We start from the raw sequence: 15,113 nt of genomic DNA on the forward strand, positions 1-15,113 counted from the left end.
GAGCCGCACCGGGACCGGATCTCCGGTAATGGACGCGGCATCGGGTAAATTCCGGATTTCGGAATGGTCCCAATGGTTGGAAGCCAATGCTGGCAGGCGATACCCGTGAAATTGAGCGAGCAGCAGCTTGAGGAATTCGTCTTGCCGTACCTGACGCTTGGCAAACGAGGGCCAGCGCCGAAGCTGAGCCTGTACAAGCTGTTTGGCTACGCGCTGCAACTGCTGTACATGGGCTGCCAGTGGAAGATGCTGCCCATCGAGCGGGACGCCAATGGACGTCCCGAAATTCATCACACACGCATCTATCGCGCGTTGCGGCGCTGGCAGGCCGATGGCTGCATCGATGCGATCTTTGCCGGCTCGGTGCGCAGGCTTCACGAGGATAAACTGCTTGAACTCGAGGTCATTCACGGCGATGGCACAACGACGGCGGCGAAAAAAGGCGGCGACAACCTCGGTTACAGCGGACACAAGCATCTGAAGGGCGACAAGGTACTGGCGTTCTGCGATCGCGCCTGCAATGTCATTGCGCCATTCATTTCTGCGCCGGGCAATCGTAATGAGTCGCCCTTGCTGCGTGATGCGCTGCCGAGGGTGACTCACATGGCGCGTGCAATCGGCATGGACCTGCAGGGTGCAACCGTCAGCTTGGACGGTGTCTACGACTGTCGGGCCAACCGCAAGGCAATCTTCAACCGTGGCATGATTCCGAATATCCCCGAGAACGTTCGCGGGCGCACGACACCAAAACGTGGCCGCAAGCGACATTTTGATGCGGCCATCTTCGAGGAACGCTTTCGCACAATCGAGCGAGTGTTCGCTTGGGAGGATACCCATTAGCGGGCCCGCGTCAAGTGAGCAATCCACATCCCCGGCTGCCTGTGCAGCCGTTTTCCAGGTCCAATTCCCGAACGCAGGTGGCCGAACGCGCCCGTGACTTCAATCGTAGCTGCGACGAATCGCGCCAGACACCCATCTGGATCAAGCGATCGGCGGTACAACCGGTGCCTTTCGCCCTGACGGCCATGCCGCCCCGGAAGAACATTGGTACCGCAACGCGTCCATGGAAATTCGTACAAATGCAAGGGCTGCCTCAATCTGGCGCCAATCCACCGATGGTTCGCGTTGCAGGCGATTCGCCTTGACTGCATTTCGGGGGGACGGCGGCACGGCATCCCATTCAAATTTCTGGGCTGGCGCCCAATCCTCCCACGGGGCTTGCCGGTCGCCGTCGAAAGCATCACGTGAAGCAGCGCGTCACATCAAACGGTTTGTTCTCCTTGAGAATATGGAAGCATGCACGCGCCAGTTTGTGCGCAAGCGCCTTGCGTGCGACGATCGGGTTGGTACGGGCTTTCTTGCGTTCATAAAAACACTTGGCCTCAGCGCAATAGCGCTGGGCGAAATTGGCTGCTTCTACGAACGCCCAGCACAGGTACCGGTTGCCGTTACGAATGTTGCCTTCACCTTTCTTCTTGCCGTTGCTGGTGTGGCAGCTGTCCACGCAGCGGGCATAGGAGGCGAAGTTGCCGACGCTGGCAAAACGCTCGATGGAGCCGATTTCCAGCAGGATGACCGTTGCCAGGATCTGGCCGATACCGGGCACGCTGGTGAGCAGAGCATACTCGGAGCGCGGCCGGACTTTGTCGGCCAGCCGTTTTTCCAGCAGTTCGATCTGCGCGCAAAGCGTCGTGACGACGGCCAGGTTGGCCTGCATGGCGAGCGCGACATCGGCCGGCAGTCCCATCTGGTCGATGGCCTCGGCCGTCAGCCGCAGGACCTGGGTACTGGATATGCGCATGCCGTGATGGCGAGCCGTGAGGTTCTCGATCGCGAGCATGTGGCTGGTGCGGCTGCGGACCAGTTGCATGCGCTTGCGGGCGAGATCACGCACGCTGCGCGCTTCGGGCGGCAGGATCGTACCGGTGGGGAGGATCCCCAGTCTTAGCAGCCTGGCCAGATAACGGGCATCCGTCTCGTCGCCACTGTGTTTGAGTCCGTCATACTGTCTGATGGCCGTGGTGTGGGCCAGATGTACCGTGAAGCCCGCTGCCTGCAGCCCGTCAACCAGCCAGTACCAGTTGTACGTGCTATAGAAATGTTTCTATAGAACGTTTTATGGACGCCCCGGGATTATGCGCGGTTTGGCGGGCATTCCGAGGTGCGACGCCTAATTCCTCAGGTTGCCTGGTAGCGCCTCACCATCGATCAACTTTCCATAACAGATACTGCTCTTCTCAGACGGCTTCACCGCCGTCACTCAGGAGAGCGATCATGATCAGGCAAGTCGTGTCTGAAGTCGTCGCGTGCAATCGTGCACGGTACGGCGCACTCGAGCCCGTCGTTGGGGCTTTCGAGGAATACTTGGTCCGACGCGGATATGCGGGCATTACTGTAGAGAACTACCTGCAATGCGCGTCGCACTTCGGGCGGTGGCTGACTTCGCAGCGCATCGCGCTCGATCACATCGACGAGGCGGCACTACATCGCTTTCTTACGGTGCACCTTCCGGTCTGCCACTGCTGCAAGCCAAGTCCACGCACCCTCGCTAACCTTCGCCGCGCGCTCCGTAATCTGCTTCGCATGTTGCGTGCGGAGGGCATCATTCCGCCGAGATCAGTGCCGGTTTCCAGGTTCGTACACGATGAGCTTCAGCTCTTTGACGCGTATCTTAAGGATGTTCAGGGTCTGGCACCGGCAACGCGCCTTTACCGTCTGCGCTACGTGCGTGAATTCCTCCTTGCCCGGTTTGGTTGGGAGCCGATTGCGCTTGAACGCATTAAGCCGGATGACATCTACCGATTCGTGACTGATCGCGCCGAAGGCTGTCAACCCCGGACTGCCGGAATCATTGGCGACTGTTTGCGAAGTTATTTGCGGTTCCGTCGAATACAGGGAGATCCTACCGAACCCCTGATTTCTGCAGTCCCAAGAGTTGCTTACTGGCGCCTCGCGGCGTTGCCGGATTCTCTTACCGATTCAGAACTTGCGGTGTTGGTGAAATCGTTCGATCGTACGCGTCCGACCGGCCGGCGCGATTACGCGATCGTCCGCTGTCTCGTGGACCTAGGTCTGCGAGCAAGCGAAGTAGCGTCTATTCAGCTCGATGACCTGGACTGGCGAGAAGGCACGCTCCGGATTGCGAAAGCGAAAGCAAAGCGCACAACTCTTCTGCCGTTGCCTGTGGAGACGGGGCGAGCGATCTCAGACTACCTCCGCTTCGGGCGCCCCAGCACGGCTAGCCGCGCACTGTTTGTACGCCACCGCGCTCCGCGCGATGAACCGGTAGGGCCGAGCCTCGTGCGCAACGCCGTACGCTGCGCCTACGCCCGGTGCGGCCACGCTGAGCGGTGGACTGGAACCCACGTGCTCCGCCATTCTGTCGCTTCGAGGTTACTCAGGGAAGGGGCGAGTCTCAAGGACATCGCCGATCTACTACGCCACCGCAGCGTCAACACGACGACCATTTATCTCAAAGTCGATCTGCCCCGGCTCAACGCCGTTGCATTGCCCTGGCCTGGGAGACGAACATGAAGGCCGCCCCGACGATGGTGTCTCTGGTCGAGGACTATCTTGAACGCCGGCGGCGACTTGGCTTTGCTCTTCAAAGTGAGGAACAGCGTCTGATGTGCTTTGCACGCTTCGCCGATCAAATTGGCCACAGCGGTCCGATCACGGTGGAACTGGCTTTGCGTTGGGCCTGTTCGTCCAGCCGCTCCACAGCCGCCACCAGGGCAGGTCGGTTGAAGATCTTGAGCCCATTTGCCAAGTACCGCCTGCAGTTCGATCCTGCCACCGAAATTGCATCTTCCGGACTCTGTGGACCAGGACACCGACGGTTGACACCGCATATCTATTCGGAAGAGGAAATCGAGACGTTATTGGTTACTGCGCGACAACTTCCGCCCACGGGTGGCCTGCGGCCAGTTACCTGTGAAACCGTCTTCGGTCTGCTCGCGGCCACGGGTTTGCGTGTCTCGGAAGCGTTGGCACTTCGGCGCGAAGACGTCAACCTCGAACGCAGCCTGCTCACGATTCGTCAGAGCAAGTTCCGTAAAGCCCGTCTGGTTCCGATCCATCCAACCACCGCCGAGGCACTCCGAGCCTATGCCTGTAGTCGGGACGAAAAGCTGCCCACGCGGACGACCGACGCATTCTTCTTGTCCGACAGCGGAAGGCCAATGAACTACCGTCAGATCGAATATGCCTTCGCCCGTCTTCGAGTACAGCTCCGATGGCAAGCCCGGGGAGGTCATCCGCACCCACGCATCCACGACCTGAGGCACAGCTTTATCTGCCGCCGTCTTATTGGCTGGTATCAGGAGGGGATCGACGTAGGTAATGCGATGCTGATGCTTTCCACCTACGTCGGACATAGCCAGGTCACCGACACGTTCTGGTACGTGACGGCAATACCTGAATTGATGGCCATCGCAGGCGATCGCTTCGAGCGCTTCGTTCAAGGAGGCAGTCATGTCTGACCTGAACTCATCACCGACGTTTGCACAACTGCTGCAGCAGTTCTTTATGGTACGTCTGATACGGCAGCGTAACGCGAGCCCGCGAACGGTAGCGGCTTACCGAGACACCATGAGGCTGCTTCTCCAATTTACAGAACAGCGATTGCATCGGAGACCTGATCGACTGGAACTTAGCGACATTGACGCACCACTGGTTCTCCAGTTCCTCGACCACCTCGAAGTGGCCCGCCACAATAGCATCCGTAGTCGCAACCTTCGGCTTGCCGCCATTCGCTCGTTTCTGCACTATGCTGCGTCCCGAGTACCAGAATCGCTGGGCACGATTCAGCAGGTGCTCGCGATCCCGATGAAGCGTTATGAGCGCCCGCTGGTTCGCTTCCTCTCCCGAGAAGAAATATGCGCCTTACTCGATGCACCCAACCCCAACACGTGGTGCGGCCAGCGCGATCGCGTGATGTTGGCGACCCTCTATAACACCGGCGCTCGGGTATCCGAACTCATCGGCATACGCGTCGGCGACGTCGAACTGGATCGAAGCCCTTCTGTACGTCTTCACGGCAAGGGCCGCAAAGAACGTGCGGTCCCGCTCTGGCGCAGCACCGCAAGCCAGATCCGGCTCTGGCTTCGGCAGATCGGCGCTTCACCCGGACAGTGGCTCTTTCCAAATCGCTCAGGCGGACCGATGACGCGAACCGGAATAACCGATCGTCTCAACCTCGCCTACGAGGCTGCGGCAACTCATTGCGTGGGACTCAAGGGCCGACGCATCTCACCGCACCTGGTTCGGCACGCGACTGCCATGCACCTGCTTCAGGCTGGCGTTGACCTTACGGTCATTGCGCTGTGGCTCGGTCACGAGAACCCAGCGACCACGCACATGTACATCGAGGCGGACCTGGCAATGAAGGAGAGAGCCCTCAGTACGCTTCAATTACCTCACAGCAGGCAACACCGATACAAGCCCACTGACCGCGTACTGCAGTTTCTCGAGGGCTTGTGATTATTCACGGCCAAGAACGATGCGATCAGTGAACCCTGCATTGCTCAAGAACTCAAATACGCGCGCGGTACGGTCCATAATTCGATTTATATCGGAACCCACGCCGCCCGCTCCGCTCCCCTCAACGGCAAAGCATGCATAATCCCGGGGCGTCCATAAAACGTCGACTCGACGACCACGCCCGCGAGCGTCTGCTGCCATGGAGCAAGAAACGCGAGAACCTTCATGAGATCGTTGGGCAGACGCTTTTCCGCCACGATCCGGTCCGTTTCATCGATCATCATCGCATTCAACCGGTTCGTCGACACGTATGCGGCCAGGTATCCAAAGGCCGTCGAGAAGCTTGTGAAAGATCGCGACGAACTGCTCGCGTTCTACAGCTTTCCTGCCGAACACTGGCAGCACGTGCGGACCACGAATCCGATTGAATCGACGTTCGCGACAGTGCGCCATCGTACGAGCCGCACGCGTAACTGTCTGTCTCGTGCGACGTTCCTCAGCATGGCGTTCAAGCTGATCGAAGCGGCCGAGCAGTCATGGAGAAAGATTCGCGGCGTAGACAAGATCGAGGCACTTCTGAAGGGTATTCCCTTCGAGGACGGAACCCCGGTGATTGAAAGCACACCGGCTCCTCAAGCGCTGGCCGCCTGATCATGTCGACCAACCGGCATACACCACTCTTGACGATTGCTCGCGAACGCCTGCGGAGCGGTTTAGCACAAACGTTTTTTTGATTACCAATCGCGGGCTGGCTCCGAGCGGCCTGTTCACGCGCCCGTGGCCGCGATTGCCATTCAAAAAAACCTCTGCCCTATGCAAAGGTTTACATAGCGACCCTGAACCGCCCTTCGACCCACCGTCTGGACCAGGTCCGCTCTCAAAACCATAGCCGTCATTGGCCTCATGTCGACAGCGTCAGCGTTGTAGCGGCGGCTTGCTCTCACGCCATATTTCAAATATATTGGAAATATGGAAAATAAAGACGTTATCCGCGCCCTTGCGGCGCTGGCCCACGAACTGCGCCTGCGTGTGTTTCGCATGCTGGTCGTCGCTGGTCCAACCGGCTTGACGCCGGGCACCATGGCGGAACAGCTTGATGTTCCCAACGCGACGCTCTCCTTTCACCTGAAGGAACTGATGCACGCGGGGCTCGTCACGCAGGAGCGCGACGGGCGCAGCCTGATCTATCGGGCCGCCTATGACCAGATGAGCGCGGTGCTTGGCTTTCTGACCGAAAACTGCTGCCAGGGACAGGCTTGCCTTGAACCTGGCCCGGACTCATGCAAATGCTGAGGGAGAATCACCATGAAGCGCTTTCACATCCACCTGCACGTTGACGACCTCACAGCCAGCGTCGCGTTCTATTCGAAGCTGTTCGCCGCCGTACCAGCGCGTGTCGAGGCGGACTACGCGAAATGGATGCTGGACGATCCCCGCGTGAACTTTGCGATTTCAACGCGCGGCACGAAAGCCGGTGTGGACCACCTCGGCTTCCAGGTGGACGACGCGGCCGAGCTTGCCGAACTCGCAATGAGGGCTGAAGCCGCAGATATGGCCCTGCTCGATCAGGGCGAAACCACCTGCTGCTATGCACGCAGCGACAAGCACTGGGTTCTCGATCCGCAGGGTATCGCCTGGGAACACTTCCATACGCTCGACGGCGCTCCGGTATATGGCGAGAGCAGGCAGGCATCCCCGTCGTCAGGGGCAACGTCCTGCTGTGCGCCGAGCGGCAAACCCGTTGGCGTCCCTGTTAAACCTGCCGGTTCGGCATGTTGCTGAACACTCTGCCCAAACACAACACCATGACCACGAACGTACTCATTCTCTGCACGCACAATTCCGCACGCAGTGTGCTTTCCGAAGGCATGCTGAATCATTGGGCGAAGAAGCTCGGCAAGGACGTGCGCGCGTATAGCGCGGGCAGCGCCCCGAGCGGCCGCATCAATCCGTTCGCGCTTGAAGCGCTGACGAACGCAGGTATCGCCACGGAAGGCTATCGCAGCAAGAGCTGGGATGAATTCGCGCAGGACGGCGCACCGGAGACGCGCATCGTCATCACGGTCTGCGACAGCGCAGCGGCAGAGCAGTGCCCGTTCTGGCCGGGAAGCCCTGTCAAGGTTCACTGGGGCTACGCCGATCCGTCGAACGCGCCAGGCGGTGATGAAGGCAAGCGGCACGCGTTCGAACTCACGCGCGAAGCGATCGGCTACCGCATGCTGCAACTGCTCGCGCTGCCACTGGAACGTCTGGACAACGCTGAGCTGCAGCACGCTCTGAACGACATCCTTCAGAGCTGAACCCTTTCCACCGAGTCACCCCATGAACACTCCCAATGTTGCCGCTTCGGAGAAGCCGGCCGCGAAACCGGCCATCAGTTTCTTTGAGCGATACCTGACCGTCTGGGTCGCGCTGTGCATCGTCGCCGGCATTCTGCTTGGGCAGGTCCTGCCTGGAGTCTTCCAGGCGATCGGCCGGATGGAATATGCGCACGTCAATCTGCCGGTCGGCCTGCTGATCTGGGTGATGATCATTCCGATGCTGGTAAAGGTCGATTTCGGCTCGCTGCATGAGGTGCGCCAACACGTCAAGGGCATCGGCGTCACGCTCGTCGTGAACTGGCTGGTCAAACCGTTCTCGATGGCGCTGCTCGCATGGATCTTCATCAAGCATGCGTTCGCGCCTATGCTGCCTTCCGGGCAGCTCGACAGTTACGTCGCGGGCCTGATCCTGCTTGCCGCCGCGCCCTGCACAGCGATGGTCTTTGTCTGGAGCCGGCTCACTGGCGGCGATCCGCTGTTCACGCTCTCCCAGGTTGCGCTGAACGACAGCATCATGGTGGTCGCCTTTGCGCCGCTCGTCGGCCTGCTGCTTGGCATCTCTGCGATTACGGTGCCGTGGGCGACGCTGCTCACGTCCGTCGTTCTCTACATTGTGATTCCCGTGATCCTCGCGCAGATCCTGCGCAAGGCGCTGCTCGTCAGAGGGCAGGCGGCATTCGATGCCGCGATGGCAAGGATCGGCCCATGGTCCATCACCGCGCTGCTGGCGACGCTGGTGCTGCTCTTCGCGTTCCAAGGCGAGGCCATCCTGAAGCAGCCGCTCGTCATCGTGTTGCTCGCTGTGCCGATTCTGATCCAGGTGTTTTTCAATTCGGCGCTTGCCTACGGGCTCAATCGCGCGGTCGGCGAGAAGCACAACATTGCGTGTCCATCGGCGCTGATTGGTGCTTCGAACTTCTTCGAACTGGCGGTCGCCACCGCAATCGGCGTTTTCGGCTTTAACTCAGGCGCCGCGCTCGCGACGGTCGTGGGCGTGCTGATCGAGGTGCCCGTCATGCTGCTCGTGGTGCGCATCGTCAACCGCTCGAAAGACTGGTACGAGTGCGCCTGAGGAATACGGAAACGATCACAGAGGGCAAAGTGTCCGATCTCACTACTTACCTTCCGCAGGTGGACCCGGCGCTGTTTCGCGTGCCCGATGTCAATCGCCTGCAGTCTGCCAAAGCGTCGCCCCATCCGCCGCGCATCCTGCTGCTCTATGGTTCGCTGCGCGAGCGCTCGTTCAGCCGCCTGCTGAGCGAAGAAGCCGCACGCCTGCTCACGGCCATGGGCGCCGAAGTGCGCACATTCAATCCGAGCGGCCTGCCCCTGCCGGACGACGCGCCGGACAGCCACCCCAAGGTGGCCGAACTGCGTGAGCTGGTGCTGTGGTCGGAAGGCATGGTCTGGTGCTCGCCGGAGCGGCACGGCGCGATGATCGGCATCATGAAGGCGCAAATCGACTGGATTCCGCTTTCGGTCGGGGCGGTGCGGCCGACGCAAGGCAAGACGCTCGCCGTGATGCAGGTCAGCGGCGGCTCGCAGTCGTTTAACGCCGTCAACCAGATGCGCGTGCTTGGACGATGGATGCGCATGCTGACCATCCCCAACCAGTCGTCGGTGGCCAAGGCATTCATGGAGTTCGACGAAGCCGGCCGCATGAAACCTTCAGCGTACTTCGACCGCGTCGTTGATGTGATGGAGGAGCTGGTCAAATTCACGCTGCTGACGCGACATCGGTCCATACCTCGTAGACCGATACAGCGAACGCAAGGAGAGCGCCGAGGAACTGATGAAGCGCGTCAATCAATCGGGTATTTGATGCGATCGGTTCCGGTCGCCGATCGCGTTCGGCATCGCTCCGCCCATTCGCATGCTGCCGAATGCTTCACGCCCATGTGGAATCCTTCCGGCTTTTGAGACTTAGTGGCACACCAGGACCTGCATCAGGCATCTCCGATCAGCCGCCGCACCCGACCTCGCCGCGATAGAGGCACTACTCGAAGCCAATGCTTTGCCTACGGTCGGCGTGGCTGAGCACTTGACCAATTTCATTGTAGGAGTGAAGCCATTAGGGACCATCGCGTGTGGCGGCGTCGAATATTACGCCGACTTCGCTCTCATGCGCTCGATTGTTGTTGCAAGGGATGCCCGTGGTGTCGGTCTCGGCAAGACCGTCGTTGCCCATTTGCTGGCAGAGTGCCGAACGCGGGCGATTCGATCGGTGGTGTTGCTGACTACTACGGCTGAGCACTATTTCTCGGGCCAAGGCTTTGCACCCATTACGCGAACGAAGTGCCGCCACCTCATGTCGCCCAGACGCGCTACGGAGCCACTCGTAGCTGCTCACGTTCCCCGTGACCACCCGGTGGTCACGTGCGACTATTCGCTATTTACGATTGCCATTCATGACATGGTCGAGCGCATCGCTGGTTGGCTCGACGACCAGATCGATGGCGCAACCATCTTCGGACCGTCGAGGTTCGGTAAATCAAGTGCTGTTGACCACTGGCTTCAGCGTCTGCTATCCGAACGCCACGGTGGTTACGTGCCACTGGTTATCTGGAGCCACACCGATTCAGGCAGCAGTCAGGCCGTTGGCCGCTTCTACGCGCATCTGCTGGAGGCGAGCGGGCACCGGCTCGCCCAGGCACGACGCAATCCGCTCGAACGGCAGATCATGCTCATGGAACGCTGGATCGAACTTGCGGCGCAAGGCGGGGGCCGCTTTCTCGTTCTCGTCATTGACGAAGCGCAGGGTATGAGTCAGCGCGAGTGGCTGTGGCTCGTCGAGCTGCATAGTCTTCTTGAGAAGCAGCGAGTCCGTTTGTGTATTTTCGATTGCTTCGTTGCAGTTCTTCGATGAGCCACTCGGCATGGCACTCGCGGGCGGCGCCCATGTGGCCGCCCGCTTCATGCTCGCATCGGAGTCCTTTCACGGTGTGCGAAGTATTGACGAGCTCGCCTATGTGATGCGTGGCTATGACGACGGTAGCGAATGGCCGCCGGGCTCTGGCTGTTCATTCACGGCAGGCCTGGCGCCGCGCCCGTGGGCTGGAGGATTTCGGATGGAGCATCAGGCCGACAGCCTTATGCAAGCGATGAATGAGACATTGCCGTCGTATTATGCCGGACCGGTGGATTTTCCGATGAAGACCGTGGCGCAAGCGTGTCGCCATGTTCTACTTCACATCGCCAGTGGCGGAAACGTCGAGATAGCGACCTCGCCCGAAGCATGGCGTCTGGCTGTCGAGAATTGCGGGCACCGGAGACTGATGGCGCTGGTGTCGGCGACTGCGGCTCTTCGCGGCGCGAGTCGCCGCCAAGCAAGTCATGCCTGAACGCCGTCTTACCTGGCATCGTGGCAGTGTGTTGCCGTATGCATCGCGGTGGCACACAGTTCTGCGCGCGTGCGCGCTCAACGCGCTCCACCCTGCTGACCTGCCGACCTCCAGGACGCGTCCAAACCAATCGGTGGATCTGCTCGATATCCAGGCTGGCAAGATCGATGTTGCGGCGCTCTCGCGCGCGCTCGGCGAACCGCCAGCGATCTTCGAGTGGTCGACTCTTGACGCGCTGCCAAATCCGCTGCGTGTCGCGCTCGCCGTGCCCCAGCCACGCGTCTGCCTTGCATGTCTGGCATCGGGCTACCATTCGGCGCTGTTTTCCGTCGCATTGCTCGATGCCTGCCCGATTCATCACACCCCGCTTGTCGACCGCTGCCACTGCGGCGCACCGTTTAGCGCCGCGCTACGTTCTCCCGCCGACTTCGGAACGGCAGGGAGCTGTCCGTGTGGGCGCCTGCACTTTTTTACGCACGAATCCTGTCGCCGACCGACGATGACGCCAGATATGACGCACGCGCTCACCTCCGTCGCGGCATGGCTGCATTCGTTATCGCAACTCATCCGACCGTTGCGATTGGACCAGGCCCTTTCCCAACACGCGCCTGGCAGTCTCGAGTGGCTGATCACCACAGCGCAATCGCTTGGGATCATATATCCCACGTGCCTTAGACCGAATACGTCCGCGCCGGCTCGCATCGAGATCGTTGAGTACGGCTCCCTGTCAAAGCTTGTGCAGAGCCAGGATCGTCCGCCGCCAACTGATGTTCAAGAGAATAGACGAGCGTCACTTCGGGAGACGACGTCTGCGATCGATGTGTACCGTGCGCTAGCGCGCCATGTCCGCCGGCATGTCGCACCCGGCGGAGATCGATGGGTATCCCGGTTTATGGACTCGTGTGACCCACTCGAGATCGCCGAGCGCATTTGCTGTAGCAGTAGAGCACAGAAGGCATTTGTTGCCATGCTTTGGGCGCGCTCGGTCGAACCCGGCGTCGAACAACGATGCTGGCCGTACCGACTCCCCTCACTCGGATTTAATGGCACGCTTGCAGCGATGGTGACGGCTGATTGTCAGCTCCGCGGCGCGGGTGCTGCCGACAACAGGACGCGGCACTGGCTGGAATGCCACGCAGCTCGAGTGAGCCTCGGAGTGCGCTGGCGCGACGCCCAGGCGCGTACCACTGCCGCTGCGCGCCTTGGACTTGCCAGATGGGACAACGGATCACCCGAGACATCGTGGAATGACAGTGCATGGCTCGCACTCGTCTCGCCTTTTGGCGTTCGATTCGCGACGTCAAACTTTACAAACTGGTCAACGGAACCGCGTGCCAGCAAATCGTTGCGGAAGGCGGCAAACGTCGCGCGTGAGCAGGCGCGTCATGACGCGATGTGGGCGGCCAGTAATGGCGCGTGCCTGACCTGCTCGGACGCTGACGGCTGGCACGTGACCGATGCAATCGCTCCGGTCGATCTTGATGTTCGCCGCCGTCGATTGCTAGGCTGGCAAAACGGGCGCCCATGGTGCTGGTTTTATCGGTCGGCCGGAAGGCGCTTCGTTGCCAGATGGGATCACGCACCACTGCAGGCGCTCGGCGCCACGCGAGGCAATTGCTACTCTGCGGCGTTGCGCGATCGATTATCAGCGCATCTGTCAAATCACCTTGCCAATTGCTCCGCAAGCGTTGACCATCGCGCCCGAGCCGATAGCGCTCGCACAAGTAAAGTTGCTAGCATCCCTGTCAGCGGATGGATTGCCGCAACCCTTTGCTGGACAACCATTTCCGCAGATTTTTGACTTCAACTAATGTTGTTATCATCGGGCTGAAAATTTCAACTAATTTTGTTTTCTACTGTGCGATTTCAACTAATGTTGTTAAGCAATGAACGCGAAGCTTCCGTTTTCCTATGTGGAAATCTGACGGGCGACCCGGGCGTAAAACGCCTGAAGCCCGCCCACTGGACGCGAGTGGCCGATGGAACGTCACCGCGCTCTCGGCGCTGCAACGGCCCGACGGCGGTATTAACAACATTAGTTGAAATCTATTAACAACTTCACTTGTGCGAGCGGCGGCTTCGATGCGCGAAAAACGCATCGCAGAACGACGCTGTTAAGATAAGTTTTCTTCCATTAATAGCGCCGTTTCGTAAGGTAACCCGGTCGATGCAATCCACGCCAGCCCCCTCCGGCCCCGCTCGCGCGCTACTGATCAGCGAGTCCTTGGCTGAGCCGCAGAATTCATAGTCATCAACAAGCACCCTAGATTTCCCGAAGTTAAGCATCCGCGATAGCCATCAAACTGCCTGGTTCGACAAGGAGGCAGAGGCGGTGTATGTTGCCCAGCAATGAGAATTCGCGCGGGATCGGCAAGCGCGCCAGCAACGTCATTCCCGAGCCGTAAGAGCCGGGTCCGGTGGCGTGATCTTTTGCTCGTGACAGCTCGCGACTTTATTCCGACCCGATGCTTTGGCGTTATAAAGCGCCTCATCGGCTGCCTTGATGACTGTCGTTACATCGGTATCCCAACTCGGCGTCCAGCTCGCGGACCCGATGCTCGCGGTTACGCGTCCATATTCACTGCCTGCGTGTTCGATGGCGAGCCCGCTGATCGCCGCGCGGATCTTCTCGGCGATCAGGGATGCTCCGCTCTCGGATGTATCAGGCAGGACAACAATGAACTCCTCACCACCATAGCGGGCCGCCGTGTCCGCGGGCCGCCGGATGTTCTCGCCGATACAGCGTGCGACGGCGGCCAGCGCATCGTCGCCCGCCTGGTGGCCGTAGGTGTCGTTGTAGGCCTTGAAACGGTCGATATCCACAAACAGGAGCGAGAATACGCTGCGCATGCGCTGCGCACGGCGCCACTCCTGATCGAGGATCTCCCCAAGCGTGCGCCGGTTGTGAAGACCGGTAAGACTGTCGGTTCTGGCGAGCAGCTGCAATTCGGACTCCGCGTGCAGGCGTCGCTGTAGCTGGGTACCGAGTACAAATGAGAGCACAACAAAACCCAGCGCGAACGCGCCCATCAGGGAGCCCATCGTGAGTGCCCGCCGATGCCAGGCGGCGTATATATCCGGCTCGGCTTCCGCCACCATGATAATCAGCGGGAGATGCGGGAAGTTCTTGAAATAGTAAAGGCGGCGCACCCCATCGATCGACGCGGTGTCAGAAAAGCTGCCTTCCGACGCGGCTTTGAACTGCCGGAAGGTACTGGCCCTGCTGATGTCGCGCCCGACGACCTTCGGATCGTAAGGCTGACGCATGATCATGAGGCCGTTGGCAGCAATCAGTGAAATGGCTCCGTGAGGCCCCAACGACAGTCCGCCAAACAGGTCATGAAAATACTCAAGGTCGATCGCCATCAGCACGATGCCGGCAAATGTGCCGTCCGGGTGCGACACCCGCCGGCTTAGCGCAATACTGGGCGAACCGTTGCGAAGGCGCGAGAAAAACGGTGCGCTAATGTAGAGGCCCGTGTTGGGCCTGTCGCGCTGGGCCTTGAAGTAGTCCCGGTCGGCGAAGCTGCCGGTGCGCGGCGTATCGTTGCCCGCGTCTATGATGACGTTGCCCGAAGCATCAAGCACGAGCATCGACCCCAGATTTTTCGCGGTCGCGGCCCGGTCAAACAGGAGCTGGCCTCGCAGATCAGGCGGCAGGGCCATCACCTTCGGAGCTCCGAGCCCCTCAACCACCGCCTGAAGTGACAGCGCGTACAGTTCGAAATTGCGCTCGATATCGCGCTCCGCGATGAGCGCGACGTTTCGCGACGTCTCGCGTGCCCGCGCCAGCGCGTCCTGCCGGCTCTGGTACAGGGAGACTGCGCACAGCGAAACCATGACGAGTGCGATGAGGACACCGCCATAAAATACAGCGCGCGGTCCCATGAACCATCCGGACAGGGTTTTATTGGTGGGCATTGACGGCATGTGTACGTTGTCTTTTTAGAACCGGAGCGCTACGAGTTCA

The 15,113-nt window shown here is 60.1% G+C and carries 13 protein-coding genes and 2 pseudogenes; 12 read left to right on the forward strand and 3 right to left on the reverse strand.

Going from position 1 to position 15,113, the window contains the following annotated elements; translation table 11 throughout:
- Positions 1 to 105: 105 nt before the first annotated feature.
- Entirely contained in the window at positions 106 to 840 is a 735-nt protein-coding gene (locus B0G71_RS39905) for a transposase (RefSeq protein WP_258875851.1), read from the forward strand.
- Positions 841 to 1,240: 400 nt separating this feature from the next.
- On the opposite strand, the gene B0G71_RS39910 is transcribed toward B0G71_RS39905, so the two are convergent.
- Complete coding sequence (locus B0G71_RS39910; protein ID WP_116149943.1) at positions 1,241 to 2,071, reverse strand: IS110 family transposase; 831 nt, start codon at positions 2,069 to 2,071, stop codon at positions 1,241 to 1,243.
- Positions 2,072 to 2,274: 203 nt separating this feature from the next.
- Between B0G71_RS39910 and B0G71_RS39915 the strand changes: the two genes are divergently transcribed.
- The 3 genes from B0G71_RS39915 to B0G71_RS39925 are packed head-to-tail and all read left to right on the forward strand — an operon-like array spanning position 2,275 to position 5,481.
- On the forward strand, positions 2,275 to 3,534 hold the full coding sequence (locus B0G71_RS39915; protein WP_181916984.1) for a site-specific integrase: 1,260 nt from the start codon (positions 2,275 to 2,277) through the stop codon (positions 3,532 to 3,534).
- The gene (locus tag B0G71_RS39920) at positions 3,531 to 4,481 is read left to right on the forward strand and encodes a tyrosine-type recombinase/integrase (RefSeq protein ID WP_116149946.1); all 951 of its coding nucleotides are present in this window, start codon (positions 3,531 to 3,533) and stop codon (positions 4,479 to 4,481) included. The genes B0G71_RS39915 and B0G71_RS39920 overlap by 4 nt, the downstream gene beginning before the upstream one ends.
- Positions 4,474 to 5,481: a site-specific integrase gene (locus tag B0G71_RS39925; RefSeq protein ID WP_116149948.1), complete on the forward strand. Its 1,008-nt coding sequence runs from the start codon at positions 4,474 to 4,476 to the stop codon at positions 5,479 to 5,481. The genes B0G71_RS39920 and B0G71_RS39925 overlap by 8 nt, the downstream gene beginning before the upstream one ends.
- Before the next feature lie 86 nt (positions 5,482 to 5,567).
- Here B0G71_RS39925 and B0G71_RS42410 read toward each other — a convergent pair whose 3' ends face one another.
- Positions 5,568 to 5,765, reverse strand: coding sequence for a hypothetical protein (locus B0G71_RS42410; RefSeq protein WP_258875852.1), 198 nt, complete (start codon positions 5,763 to 5,765; stop codon positions 5,568 to 5,570).
- 1 nt (position 5,766) lies between these two features.
- Here B0G71_RS42410 and B0G71_RS39935 point away from each other — a divergent pair.
- The 8 genes and pseudogenes from B0G71_RS39935 to B0G71_RS39980 form a co-directional block, all read left to right on the forward strand.
- Positions 5,767 to 6,132 (forward strand): annotated as a pseudogene (locus B0G71_RS39935) (transposase); the annotation flags it as partial.
- 318 nt (positions 6,133 to 6,450) lie between these two features.
- Entirely contained in the window at positions 6,451 to 6,774 is a 324-nt protein-coding gene (locus B0G71_RS39945) for a helix-turn-helix transcriptional regulator (RefSeq protein ID WP_116149949.1), read from the forward strand.
- Between the two features lie 12 nt (positions 6,775 to 6,786).
- Positions 6,787 to 7,263, forward strand: coding sequence for an ArsI/CadI family heavy metal resistance metalloenzyme (locus tag B0G71_RS39950; RefSeq protein WP_116149951.1), 477 nt, complete (start codon positions 6,787 to 6,789; stop codon positions 7,261 to 7,263).
- Between the two features lie 23 nt (positions 7,264 to 7,286).
- Positions 7,287 to 7,781 carry an arsenate reductase ArsC gene (locus tag B0G71_RS39955; RefSeq protein ID WP_116150021.1) on the forward strand — a complete coding sequence of 165 codons (495 nt, stop codon included), beginning with the start codon at positions 7,287 to 7,289 and terminating at the stop codon, positions 7,779 to 7,781.
- 22 nt (positions 7,782 to 7,803) lie between these two features.
- Positions 7,804 to 8,874 carry an ACR3 family arsenite efflux transporter gene (arsB, locus tag B0G71_RS39960; protein ID WP_116149952.1) on the forward strand — a complete coding sequence of 357 codons (1,071 nt, stop codon included), beginning with the start codon at positions 7,804 to 7,806 and terminating at the stop codon, positions 8,872 to 8,874.
- Positions 8,875 to 8,903: 29 nt separating this feature from the next.
- Positions 8,904 to 9,624 (forward strand): annotated as a pseudogene (gene arsH, locus B0G71_RS39965) (arsenical resistance protein ArsH).
- A 219-nt stretch (positions 9,625 to 9,843) separates the two neighbouring features.
- Positions 9,844 to 10,668 carry a GNAT family N-acetyltransferase gene (locus B0G71_RS42415; protein WP_258875853.1) on the forward strand — a complete coding sequence of 275 codons (825 nt, stop codon included), beginning with the start codon at positions 9,844 to 9,846 and terminating at the stop codon, positions 10,666 to 10,668.
- 10 nt (positions 10,669 to 10,678) lie between these two features.
- Positions 10,679 to 11,143 (forward strand): hypothetical protein, encoded by a 465-nt coding sequence (locus B0G71_RS39980; protein ID WP_116149956.1) that lies wholly within the window; start codon positions 10,679 to 10,681, stop codon positions 11,141 to 11,143.
- 2,388 nt (positions 11,144 to 13,531) lie between these two features.
- Here the strand turns inward: B0G71_RS39980 and B0G71_RS39990 are convergent.
- Positions 13,532 to 15,064 (reverse strand): sensor domain-containing diguanylate cyclase, encoded by a 1,533-nt coding sequence (locus tag B0G71_RS39990; RefSeq protein ID WP_258875865.1) that lies wholly within the window; start codon positions 15,062 to 15,064, stop codon positions 13,532 to 13,534.
- Positions 15,065 to 15,113: the final 49 nt, after the last annotated feature.

It is taken from the genome of Paraburkholderia sp. BL27I4N3, from assembly GCF_003386115.1.
Classification (GTDB): domain Bacteria; phylum Pseudomonadota; class Gammaproteobacteria; order Burkholderiales; family Burkholderiaceae; genus Paraburkholderia.

Bases quoted from the DNA above. Each gene is read 5' to 3' on its own strand.
- B0G71_RS39955 (WP_116150021.1), top strand. From the start codon at position 7,287: ATGACCACGAACGTACTCATTCTCTGCACGCACAATTCCGCACGCAGT.
- B0G71_RS39920 (WP_116149946.1), top strand. From the start codon at position 3,531: ATGAAGGCCGCCCCGACGATGGTGTCTCTGGTCGAGGACTATCTTGAA.
- B0G71_RS39945 (WP_116149949.1), top strand. From the start codon at position 6,451: ATGGAAAATAAAGACGTTATCCGCGCCCTTGCGGCGCTGGCCCACGAA.
- arsB (WP_116149952.1), top strand. From the start codon at position 7,804: ATGAACACTCCCAATGTTGCCGCTTCGGAGAAGCCGGCCGCGAAACCG.
- B0G71_RS39915 (WP_181916984.1), top strand. From the start codon at position 2,275: ATGATCAGGCAAGTCGTGTCTGAAGTCGTCGCGTGCAATCGTGCACGG.
- B0G71_RS39950 (WP_116149951.1), top strand. From the start codon at position 6,787: ATGAAGCGCTTTCACATCCACCTGCACGTTGACGACCTCACAGCCAGC.
- B0G71_RS39990 (WP_258875865.1), bottom strand. From the start codon at position 15,064: ATGCCCACCAATAAAACCCTGTCCGGATGGTTCATGGGACCGCGCGCT.
- B0G71_RS42410 (WP_258875852.1), bottom strand. From the start codon at position 5,765: ATGATGATCGATGAAACGGACCGGATCGTGGCGGAAAAGCGTCTGCCC.
- B0G71_RS39925 (WP_116149948.1), top strand. From the start codon at position 4,474: ATGTCTGACCTGAACTCATCACCGACGTTTGCACAACTGCTGCAGCAG.
- B0G71_RS39980 (WP_116149956.1), top strand. From the start codon at position 10,679: ATGGCACTCGCGGGCGGCGCCCATGTGGCCGCCCGCTTCATGCTCGCA.